Here is an 11,157-nt window from a genome sequence, read left to right on the forward strand (position 1 = left end):
CACCCGGGACCGGGTGGCGATCACCGACCTGCTCCCGCCAGCGCGGCCGGCTCGCCCAGCACATCGGAGAGGAGCTGGGCGCACCAGTCCAGCAGCGCCTGGTCGCGCAGCGGCTCGCCGCCGATCCGCCGGGTACTCGGCCGGGGCACGCTGACCTGGTCGGCGACCTGCTTGTAGACCGCGTCCGGGTGGTACCGCTTGAGCCGCATCTGCTTGGAGTCGGGCAGCGGCAACGGGCTGAACCGGATGTGCTTGCCCTGCATCGACACGTCGGTGAGGCCGTAACGGCGGGCGAGCAGCCGGAACCGGGCCACCGCGACCAGGTTCTGCACCGGCGCGGGCGGTTCGCCGTACCGGTCGGTCATCTCGGCCACCACCTCGCGTAGCCGCGCCTCGTCGCGGGCCTCGGCGAGCTTGCGGTACATCTCCAGGCGCAGCCGCTCCACCGCGACGTAGTCGTGCGGCAGGTGCGCATCGACCGGCAGGTCGACCTTGACGTCGGTCTCCTCCTCGGGCCGCTCGCCCTTGAACTGCTGCACCGCCTCGCCGACCATCCGGACGTACAGGTCGAAACCGACCCCCTCGATGTGCCCGGACTGCTCACCGCCGAGCAGGTTGCCGGCACCCCGGATCTCCAGGTCCTTCATCGCCACGTACATGCCGGCGCCCAACTCGGTGTGCTGGGCGATCGTCGCCAGCCGCTCGTGGGCGTGCTCGGTGAGCGGCTTCTCGCCCGGGTAGAGGAAGTACGCGTACGCCCGCTCCCGGCCCCGGCCGACCCGCCCCCGGATCTGGTGCAACTGGGCCAGGCCGAGCAGGTCGGCCCGCTCCACGATCAGCGTGTTGGCGTTGGGGATGTCGATGCCGGACTCGACGATGGTGGTGCAGACCAGGACGTCGAACTCCTTCTCCCAGAAGCCGACCATCACCTTCTCCAGGGCTTCCTCACCCATCTGGCCGTGTGCCACCGCGACCCGGGCCTCGGGCACCAGCTCCCGGAGCCGTCGGGCCGCCCGGTCGATCGACTCGACCCGGTTGTGCAGGTAGAAGACCTGCCCGTCGCGGAGCAGCTCGCGGTGGATGGACGCGGCCACCTGGCGCTCGTCGTACGCCCCGACGAAGGTCAGCACCGGGTGCCGCTCCTCCGGCGGGGTGGCGATGGTGGACATCTCCCGGATACCGGTGATCGCCATCTCCAGGGTCCGGGGGATCGGGGTGGCCGACATGCTGAGCACGTCGACCGAGGCGCGCAGGGTCTTCAGGTGCTCCTTGTGCTCCACCCCGAAGCGCTGTTCCTCGTCGACGATGACCAGCCCGAGGGACTTGAACCGGGTGGCCGCCGAGAGCAGCCGGTGGGTACCGATGACGATGTCCGCGCTGCCGTCGGCGGCCATCTCCATGGTCCGTTCCGCCTCCTTCGGCGTCTGGAACCGGGAGAGCTGCCGGATCTCGATCGGGAACTGGCCCATCCGCTCGGCGAACGTGTTGTAGTGCTGCTGGGCGAGCAGGGTGGTGGGTACCAGCACGGCGACCTGCTTGCCGTCCTGCACCGCCTTGAACGCGGCGCGTACCGCGATCTCGGTCTTGCCGTAGCCGACGTCGCCGCAGATCAGCCGGTCCATCGGGACGGTCTGTTCCATGTCCCGCTTGACCTCCTCGATCGCCGCGAGCTGGTCGGGCGTCTCGGTCCACGGGAAGGCGTCCTCCAGTTCCCGCTGCCACGGGGTGTCGGGTCCGAAGGAGTGCCCCTTGGACGCCTTGCGCGCGGCGTAGAGCTGGATGAGCTGCGCGGCGATCTCCCGGACCGCCTTGCGGGCGCGGGCCTTGGACTTCTGCCAGTCCGAGCCGCCCATCTTGTGCAACGTGGGAGTCTCGCCGCCGACATAACGGGAGAGCTGGTCGAGCTGGTCGGTGGGGACGAAGAGCCGGTCGCCGGGCTGGTTGCGCTTGCTGGCGGCGTACTCGATGACGAGGTACTCCCGCTCGGCCCCGTTGACCGCCCGCTGCACGAGTTCGACGTACCGGCCGATGCCGTGCTGCTCGTGGACGACGTAGTCGCCGGCCTTCAACTCCAGCGGGTCGATGGTGTTGCGCCGCCGGCTCGGCATCCTGCGCATGTCCCGGGTGGAGGAGCCCCGCCCGCCGGTGATGTCGTTGCCGGTGAGCAGCGCGAACCGCGACGACTCGGCGAGGAAGCCGTGGTTGAGCGCACCGCAGGAGACCATCACCTCGCCGGGTGCGGGTGCGGCGGCGATGGCGTCGGTGAGCGCCGCGCCGAGCCCGGCGTCCCGGAGCACCTCGACGGCCCGCTGGGCTGGGCCGTGCCCCTCGAAGACCAGGGCGATGGCCCAGCCGTCGCCGGCCCAGCGTTTGAGGTCGTCCACCACCCGGGCGGTCTCGCCGTGGTAGAGCGGGGTGGGCTGGGCGGTCAGGGTGACCGCGATCGCGTCGTCCGGGGTGACGTTGATTTCGCCGGGCTCGTCCTCCCAGGGCTGCCGGGCCGGTGCCGGCTCCGCCCCGTCCAGGCCGAACGGGGACAGCGTCCACCAGGGCTGGCCCAGCTTGCCGGCGGCGGCGCGTACCTCGGCCAGGGTCCGGAAGGCAGCGGCGCCGAGGTCCACCGGGGCCTGGCCGCCGACGGCGGCTGCGGCCCAGCTCGCCTGGAGGAACTCCTCCGAGGTACGGACCAGGTCGTGCGCCCGGGTCCGGATCCGCTCCGGGTCGCAGAGCAGCACATGGGTACCGGCCGGCATGGTGTCCAGCAGCAGTTCCAGCGAGTCCGGGCCGATCAGCGCGGGGGCCAGCGACTCCATCCCCTCGACCGGGATGCCCTCGGCGAGCTTGTCCAGGATCTCGGCCAGCTCGGGGTGCTGCTCGGCGAGCGCGGCGGCCCGCCTGCGCACCGCCGGGGTGAGCAGCAGTTCCCGGCAGGGCGGTGCCCAGAGCTGCTCGACCTGCTCGATGGTCCGCTGGTCGGCGACGGCGAAGGTACGGATCTCCTCCACCTCGTCGCCCCAGAACTCGACCCGGGACGGGTGCTCGTCGGTCGGCGGGAAGACGTCGAGGATGCCGCCGCGTACCGCGAACTCGCCACGCTTGGTGACCAGGTCGACCCGGGCGTACGCCATGTCGGTCAACCGGCGGGCGACGCCCTCCAGGTCCGCCTCGGCACCGGCGGCGAGCTGCACCGGCTCCAGGTCACCGAGCCCCTTGAGCTGGGGTTGCAGCAGCGAACGGACCGGCGCGACGACCACCCGCAGCGGGCCGGTACGCCCGTGCGCGTCGGCGGCCTGCGGATGGGCGAGCCGGCGCAGGACGGCCAACCGGCGGCCCACGGTGTCGGAGCGGGGGGAGAGCCGCTCGTGCGGCAGGGTCTCCCAGGCCGGAAAGACGGCCACCTGGCCGGCCGGGATCAGGCTGCCCAGCGCGGCGGCGAGGTCGTCCGCCTCGCGGCTGGTCGCGGTGACCGCGAGCACCGGCCGGCCGGCACCCCCGGCCTCGATGTCGGCGGCGACCGTGGCCACCGCGAACGGGCGCAGGGCGGCGGGCGCGGTCAGGTCGAGCCCGTCGACCTGCGCCGCCCCCGAGCGGGCGAGATCGCGGGCCCGGGTCAGCCCCGGGTCACCCAGAGCGGCGGCCAGCAGTCCGGTGAGCATGTGAATCACTTCCAGGAGTGTCGCCGGGTCGGCGGTGGACACGGCCGTGGCCCGGTGGGCCGGGGCGCAACCGTCGGCACACGAACAGGTACCCCGCGTCCGACCGGACGGGGGGTGTACGGATGCCAGCCTATCTCGTGGGACGGACGATCCGGTCGGTGCCGGCGGTACCGGCCCACGGGGCGGATCGAGGCCGTGGAAGCGGTGACTCCGCCGGTGCCGCCGCGTCCGGGAGCCGGGCGGGCGCCCGGTGATCAGGGCCGCCGTAGGCTGGTGTCCCCCTTGCCCTACTCAGGAGCTGGAGTCATCCGGTGACCACTCCGCCCCCCGGCTATCCCGCACAGCCCCCGTACGGCAACCCGCCGGGCTACCCGCCACCGGGATACCCGCATCCCGGCTACCCGGCGGCGCCGCCGGGGTATCCGCCCCCGCCGGCACCGACGACCAAGCGCATCCCGGACAACCAGCCCTTCGTGGTACGCCCCAACCTCACCAAACGCGGTCTCGTCTTCGCTGGGATCGTGCTGGTCCTGATCATTCCGATTGCCTGTTTCGCCGGCCTCGGCATGGTGGACTCCGCCGATCCGGAGCTGCGGGCCAACGCCGTGCCGGCCATCCTCGGTACGGTGGGCTGCCTGCTGTGCCTGGTCGGCCTGCCGCTGGGGCTCCAACTGTGGCTGATCGGGTCCGGTGGTCCGGTGCTGGCACTGGGCCCGGCCGGGCTCTGGATCCGTACCCGGCCGACCCGGGGCCAGGCGGTCTGGCTGCCCTGGGAGGCGGTCGCGCAAATCTCCCGCCGCCGGTGGAGCCTGGAAAAGATGCTGGTCGTCCAGCCCCGCGACTCGCGCGCTCTGCAGAACCTCGGCGTGTTCACGGCGATCGACAGCGGGATGTTGACCGCCTTCTACGGCTCCGGGCTGGTCGCGACGCTGAACTTCGCGGACCGGTCGGAGGCGGAGATCCTGGCGGCGGTCGCCCACTACAGCCGTGGTCGATGCCCGATCGTCTGACCGGACAGCCGTGGTCGGTGCCCGATCGTCTGACCGGGCACCGCGACACCTGAGCGGATGCCACCCGGCACAGCCCGGCCGGCGTCAGGGTGGGGGCGTACCGGTGTAGGCGGCGGTGGTCCGGTCGGCGGCTGCCCGCGCCTGCTCCGCGTCGGTACCGGCGGCGGCACTGGCCTCCCCCCACCGCGCGCTGCTCAGCGTCATGAACTCCCGCCCCTGGTCGGAGCCGACCCAGGTGGCGGCCGTCTCCGGGGTCACCGACTCCCCGGTGCCGAGGTGCCCGGCCAGGCCGAGCAGGGCCATGTCCCAGCCGACCCCGAGCGCACCCGGCCCGAACTCGGTCCACCGGTCGTCGTCGACGTGCGCCACGTGCTCCAGTTCGAACCGGGTCCGCCCGTCCGGCTCGGCTGAGAGGCGGACCTCGATCCAGCTCACGTCGCCGCCGTACTCCCAGGTGGCGGCGAAGCTCCTCGGCGGGTCGCAGCGCTCGACCACCCCGCCCGCGTTGCCCTGCAACTGGTACCGGCCGTGTAGCCGCAGGTCGCCGGTGACCGGCAGGAACCAGCGGGCGATCCGCTCGGCGCTGGTACACGCATCCCAGACGTCCTCGACCGAGGCGCCGTAGGTCTGGCTGACGGTGACCACCCGGGCCTCGCCGGCCTCCAGCACCCGCGTGCCGACCTGACGGCGTACTGCGTTGATCTGATGGGTGACGTCGATCATCAGGTCAGTATCGGACGCTGATCCGCCGGGCGGGCGCATCGACCCGCACGGTGCAGCCATAAGGGGTGATCAACTGCGGGTCGGTGTGCCCGAGGTCGACGTCGAAGACCACCACCGCAGCTCAGGCGTGGCATGGCATGGCACGGCATGCATGGCAGCACGGTACCGGCGGGCCACCGGTTTTCCGGCTAGCGGGCGATTGCCCTGAACCATCTCATAACTACTGCAACACCCATAGCCTGGCAAGAGTGGGGGTAACGGCCGGAGACCGGCGGGCCGGGCCGGGGCAGTTGATCCGTACCGTCGGGTTGCTGCTCCGGCTGGTCGGACTGCTCACCGCCGCCCTGGTCCGGGGCCGGCCGGCCAACCCCACCCGGCACCCCGTCCCCTCCTGAGTTGTTGGGAAGGGCCCCCTGTTATGCAAAAAACGATAGGAAGGGGCCCTTCCAATCCATCCCTGGGGCGCGGATACCATCCAGACAGTCGGACAGCGCTGTCCTTCGTACTCACGTAAGGAGCGCGGGTATGACCGACCAGTACGACCACGACGGACCTGACGCCGCCCTGCGCGCCGACATCCGGCGGCTCGGCACCCTCCTCGGCCAGACCCTCGCCCGGCAGGAGGGCCCGCCCCTGCTCGACCTGGTCGAGGAGATCCGCGCCCTGGTCCGGTCCGACCCACCGGCCGCCGCCACCCGGTTGGCCGGGATGGACGTGACCACCGGCACCAAGTTGGCCCGGGCCTTCTCCACCTACTTCCACCTGGCCAACATCACCGAGCAGGTGCACCGGGCGCGGGATCTGCGCCGCCGCCGGGCCACCCACGGGGGCTGGCTGGACCAGGCCGCCAAGATGATCGCCGAGCGGGGCGTACCGGCCGACGAGATCGCCGCCGCCGCCCGCCGGCTGGCCGTCCGGCCGGTGTTCACCGCGCACCCCACCGAGGCGGCCCGCCGGTCGATCCTGTCCAAGCTGCGCGCCATCGCCGACGAGTTGGACGCCGAGGCCGCCGCCGCGATCCTCTACGGCGCCAGCGACGAGAGCCCGAGCAACCGGCGCCTCGCCGAACTGCTCGACCTGATGTGGCAGACCGACGAGCTGCGGCTGGACCGGCCCGACCCGACCGACGAGGCCCGGAACGCCATCTACTACCTGCGCGACCTCTACAGTGACGCGGCGCCGCGGGTGCTCAACGACCTCGCCGACACGCTGCGCACCCTGGGTGTGGAGACCTCCCCGAGCGCCCGCCCGCTGACCTTCGGCACCTGGATCGGCGGTGACCGGGACGGCAACCCGTTCGTCACCCCGCACGTCACCCGTGAGGTGCTGCTGATCCAGCACGAGCACGGCCTTCAGGCGACCGAGACGGCGATGGAGGGGCTGATCAACGAGGTCTCCGTCTCCCGCCGGCTGCGCGGGGTGTCCCTGGACCTCTCCGCCAGCCTCGCCGCCGACCTGGACGTCCTGCCCGAGGTGGCGGCCCGGTTCCGCCGGGTCAACGCCGAGGAACCGTACCGGCTCAAGGCGCGCTGCGTGAAGGCGAAGCTGGCCAACACCCGGCGCCGGCTGCGGGAGGGCACCGCGCACACCCCCGGCCGGGACTACCGGGGTACCGCCGAACTCCTCGCCGACCTGGAGCTGATGCGGGCCTCCCTGGCCCGTAACTCCGGCCAGCTCACCGCGGTCGGCAAGCTCGCCTCGGCGATCCGTACCGTCTCCGCCTTCGGTCTGCACCTGGCCACCCTGGACGTCCGGGAGCACGCCGAGGCCCACCACGCGGTCCTCGCCCAGTTCTACGCGGCGGTCGGCGAGGTCTCCGACTACCCGGGCCTGAGCCGGCTGGAACGGACCAAGCTGCTCGCCGACGAGCTGGCCGGTCGTCGTCCGCTCAGCAACGTCGACACCCCGCTGACCGAGAGCGCCCGGAAGACCTTCGACGTCTTCGGCACCATCCGGGAGGCGCAGGACCGGTTCGGCACCGAGGTGATCGAGTCGTACATCATCTCGATGACGCTCGGGGTGGACGACGTACTCGCCGCCGTGGTGCTGGCCCGTGAGGCGGGCCTGGTCGACGTGCACAGCGGCCGGGCGCGGATCGGCTTCGTACCGCTGCTGGAGACCCCGGCCGAGCTGAACGCCGGTGGCGAACTCCTCGACGAACTGCTCTCCCTGCCGGCGTACCGGGCCCTGGTCGCCGCCCGGGGTGACGTGCAGGAGGTGATGCTGGGCTACTCCGACTCCAACAAGGAGGCGGGCATCACCACCAGCCAGTGGTCCATCCACCGGGCGCAGCGCAGCCTGCGGGACGTGGCGGCACGGCACGGCGTACGGCTGCGGCTCTTCCACGGCCGGGGCGGCACCGTCGGCCGGGGCGGCGGCCCCACCCACGAGGCGATCCTGGCCCAGCCGTACGGCACCCTGGACGGCGCGATCAAGGTCACCGAGCAGGGTGAGGTCATCTCCGACAAGTACAGCCTGCCGTCGCTGGCCCGGGAGAACCTGGAACTGACCCTGGCCGCCGTGCTGCAGAGCGCACTGCTGCACACCACGCCCCGGCAGCCGGCCGAGGCGCTGGAGCGCTGGGACGCCGCCATGGACGTGGTCTCCGAGTCCGCCTTCCGGTCGTACCGGGGCCTGGTCGAGAACCCGGACCTGCCGGCGTACTTCTGGGCGTCCACCCCGACCGAGCTGCTCGGCGCGCTGAACATCGGCTCCCGGCCGGCGAAGCGCCCCAACACCGGCGCCGGGCTGTCCGGGCTGCGGGCGATCCCGTGGGTGTTCGGCTGGACCCAGACCCGGCAGATCGTGCCCGGCTGGTTCGGGGTCGGCTCCGGCCTGGCCGCTGCCCGGGACGAGGGACTGTCCGACGTACTCGCCGAGATGTACCGCAACTGGCACTTCTTCCGGACGTTCCTGTCCAACGTCGAGATGATGCTGACCAAGACCGACCTGGGCATCGCCCGCCGGTACGTCGAGACGCTGGTACCGAAGAAGCTGCACCCGATCTTCGACCTGATCTGCGAGGAGTACGAGCGGACCAAGCAGGAGGTGCTGGCGATCACCAACTCGCCCGCCCTGCTGGAGAACTCGCCGGTGCTCCAGCGCACCCTGGCCGTCCGGGACACCTACCTGGAGCCGCTGCACCACCTCCAGGTGGCCCTGCTGCGGCAGTACCGCGACTCGGGCGCCGCCGGTCGCGCGGTGGCCACCGCGCCGGGTGCCCGTCGCGCTCCCGGTGACGGCACCGCCCTGGAACGCGCGCTGCTCACCACGGTCAACGGCATCGCCGCCGGCATGCGCAACACCGGCTGACAGATGTAAGGAAGGGCCCCTTCTTAACGCATTTTGCATAGGAAGGGGCCCTTCTTAACACCTGCGGGTGGCACCAGCGCCCGCCCTACCAGTCGCCACCCCCGCCGACATCGCCACCGCCAAAGTCACCTCCACCGCCGAAACCACCGCCGCCGCCGAAACCACCGCCAGCGACATCTCCGCCACCGCCGAAATCGCCACCACCGAAATCACCGCCACCACCGAAATCACCGCCACCGCCGAAACCGCCGCCGGAATCTCCGCCGCCCAGCTCACCGCTCCCCCCGCCGGAGCCGGGATCACCGGCGTCGACGTCACCACCGGGGCCGGCACCACCGGCGTCGGCACCACCGGCGTCGGCGTACCCCTCCTGACCGCCGGCGCCGTAGGAGTAGCCGGGATCGACGAAGGCCGGCGAGAGGAGGGCATCCGCGATCAGCATGCCGCCGAGCACGCCCGCGCCGGCACCCAGCGCGGTCCGCCACCACGGGGTCGAGTACCAACCGGCCGGTACCGGCCGACCCTCATAACGGCCGCCCGGGTGGTAGTACGGCGTGTCCTGGCCCGGTCGCGGGCCCGCCTTGAAGACCTGGCCCTGCACGTCGACGGTCCGGTCCCGGGTCAACGCACCGGCGCCCTGCGCGGCGGCCAGCGGCGGCAGTTCCGGGCCGGGATCGATGCCGAGGGCCACCCGGGCCGCCCGGGCGTACGCGAGCCCCTCCAGGGCGGTCTCCCGGGCCAGTTCGAACTGCCGGACGGTACGCGCCTGTTCCAACTGCCCACCGGCCGCGTTGTACCGCTCCCCCGCGTCGACCAGTGCCTGGCGTACCGCCGGGGCGTCCCCGTGCAGGTTCATCACCTGGCCACCGAGGCGTTCGTACCACCGCTGTGCGTCGGCGCGGGCGTCGGCGACGAGCCGCTGCTCCCGCGCCCGGCTCTCCGCCCGCCACCAGAGCAGGACAGCGATCACCAGCACGAGCAGCAGCACGGGCAGTACCACCAACACGATCCTCATGACCCGCACGTACCCACGCAGCTCCACTCGTACCCGTTTGGCAAGCTCGGAGGATGGACTTCTCGACGCTGGCCGTGGTCGTCGTCTGCCTCGGGGCCGGTGGGGCGGTCGGCTGGCTTGCCGCGCGGACCCGATCCGCAGCGGAGATCGCCCGCCTGGACGCCACGCTGACCGCTGCCCGGGACGGTGAGGCACGGCTGGAGCAGTCCATCCGGGCGTTGAACTACGAGGCGACCGCCCAGTCCCAGGAGGCGGTGGCCCGGGCGGTGGCACCGCTGCACGAGACGCTGCGCCGCTACGAGGAGCGGGTGACCGAGCTGGAACGCGACCGGGTGGACGCGTACGCCGAGCTACGGGAACAGGTCCGGTCGATGGGCGTGGTCTCCGGTGAGCTGCGGACCGAGACCCGGCAACTGGTCGCCGCGCTCCGTGCCCCGCAGGTGCGGGGCCGCTGGGGGGAGCACCAGCTACGCCGGATCATCGAGGCGGCCGGGATGCTGGAGCACTGCGACTTCGCCGAGCAGGTGACGGCCAGCACCGACCAGCAAATGGTCCGGCCCGATCTGGTGGTCCGGCTGCACGGTGGCCGCACGGTGGTGGTGGACGCGAAGGCGCCGTTCGACGCGTACCTGACCGCGATGGAGGCCCGCGACGAGCGGACCCGGGATTCCCACCTGGACGCGCACGCGAAGCACCTGCGTTCGCATGTGGACGCGCTGGCCGCGAAGTCGTACTGGGCGGCGTTCGATTCGACCCCAGAGTTTGTGGTGCTCTTCGTGCCGGCGGATCCATTTCTCGACGTGGCCATGCAACGTGACCCGACGCTGTTGGAGCACGCATTCGCCCGCAATGTCGTGCTGGCCACCCCGGCCACCCTGGTCGCCCTGCTCCGGACGGTGGCATACGCCTGGCGGCAGGAGGCGTTGGCCCGCAACGCGGTGGCGGTGCATTCGCTGGCCCGGGAGCTGTACGGGCGGCTCGCCACGCTGGGTGACCACGTGACCAAGCTGGGCGGTGCGCTGGGCAGCGCGGTCACCGCGTACAACCGCACGGTCGGGTCGTTGGAGGCCCGGGTGCTGGTCAGCGCCCGCAAGCTGGCCGATCTGGGAGTGTCCGACCAGGAACTGGCCACCCCGGCGCAGGTCGAGTCGGCACCGCGCCAGCCACAGGCCCCCGAGCTGATCGAGCAGCCGATGCTGGTACCGCTGACCGAGCCACTTCCGGAAAGTCACCGGCGATAACGCTCCACAGCGGACCGTGATGCGGGGCAGGTTGGCAGCGGTCCGCGTATCGGCCGACCGGTTGGTCTGCAACGACCCTGGGCCGTTTCACGTCACGGGCTGGTCACAACGTACCGGCCAGTAGTGACATCGACTTCCAATACCACGAGGATGCGGCTAACGCGTGCCCTGCTATTGCCAGGGCCCTGTTCTCTGGAGGA

Annotated in this window: 7 protein-coding genes; 4 read left to right on the forward strand and 3 right to left on the reverse strand. The window is 71.8% G+C overall.

The window, feature by feature from the left end; genetic code table 11:
• Positions 1-20: 20 nt before the first annotated feature.
• Entirely contained in the window at positions 21-3,656 is a 3,636-nt protein-coding gene (mfd, locus tag V6U90_RS19935; RefSeq protein WP_334438716.1) for a transcription-repair coupling factor, read from the reverse strand.
• 311 nt (positions 3,657-3,967) lie between these two features.
• On the opposite strand from mfd, the gene V6U90_RS19940 reads away from it, so the two are divergent.
• A complete protein-coding gene (locus V6U90_RS19940) occupies positions 3,968-4,666 on the forward strand; it encodes a hypothetical protein (RefSeq protein WP_334438617.1) in 699 nt (232 codons plus the stop codon).
• 84 nt (positions 4,667-4,750) lie between these two features.
• Here V6U90_RS19940 and V6U90_RS19945 read toward each other — a convergent pair whose 3' ends face one another.
• A complete protein-coding gene (locus tag V6U90_RS19945; protein ID WP_334438620.1) occupies positions 4,751-5,389 on the reverse strand; it encodes an SRPBCC family protein in 639 nt (212 codons plus the stop codon).
• A 248-nt stretch (positions 5,390-5,637) separates the two neighbouring features.
• Here V6U90_RS19945 and V6U90_RS19950 point away from each other — a divergent pair, with 248 nt between their 5' ends.
• Both V6U90_RS19950 and ppc read left to right on the forward strand, forming a co-directional pair.
• A complete protein-coding gene (locus V6U90_RS19950; protein ID WP_334438623.1) occupies positions 5,638-5,784 on the forward strand; it encodes a hypothetical protein in 147 nt (48 codons plus the stop codon).
• A gap of 130 nt (positions 5,785-5,914) precedes the next feature.
• Entirely contained in the window at positions 5,915-8,701 is a 2,787-nt protein-coding gene (gene ppc / locus V6U90_RS19955) for a phosphoenolpyruvate carboxylase (protein WP_334438626.1), read from the forward strand.
• Between the two features lie 85 nt (positions 8,702-8,786).
• On the opposite strand, the gene V6U90_RS19960 is transcribed toward ppc, so the two are convergent.
• Complete coding sequence (locus V6U90_RS19960; RefSeq protein ID WP_334438629.1) at positions 8,787-9,716, reverse strand: hypothetical protein; 930 nt, start codon at positions 9,714-9,716, stop codon at positions 8,787-8,789.
• 53 nt (positions 9,717-9,769) lie between these two features.
• Here V6U90_RS19960 and V6U90_RS19965 point away from each other — a divergent pair, with 53 nt between their 5' ends.
• Positions 9,770-10,957, forward strand: a complete 1,188-nt coding sequence (locus tag V6U90_RS19965) for a DNA recombination protein RmuC (protein WP_334438631.1) — start codon at positions 9,770-9,772, stop codon at positions 10,955-10,957.
• Positions 10,958-11,157 lie beyond the last annotated feature (200 nt).

The organism is Micromonospora sp. CPCC 206060 (genome assembly GCF_036906895.1).
GTDB lineage: Bacteria > Actinomycetota > Actinomycetes > Mycobacteriales > Micromonosporaceae > Micromonospora.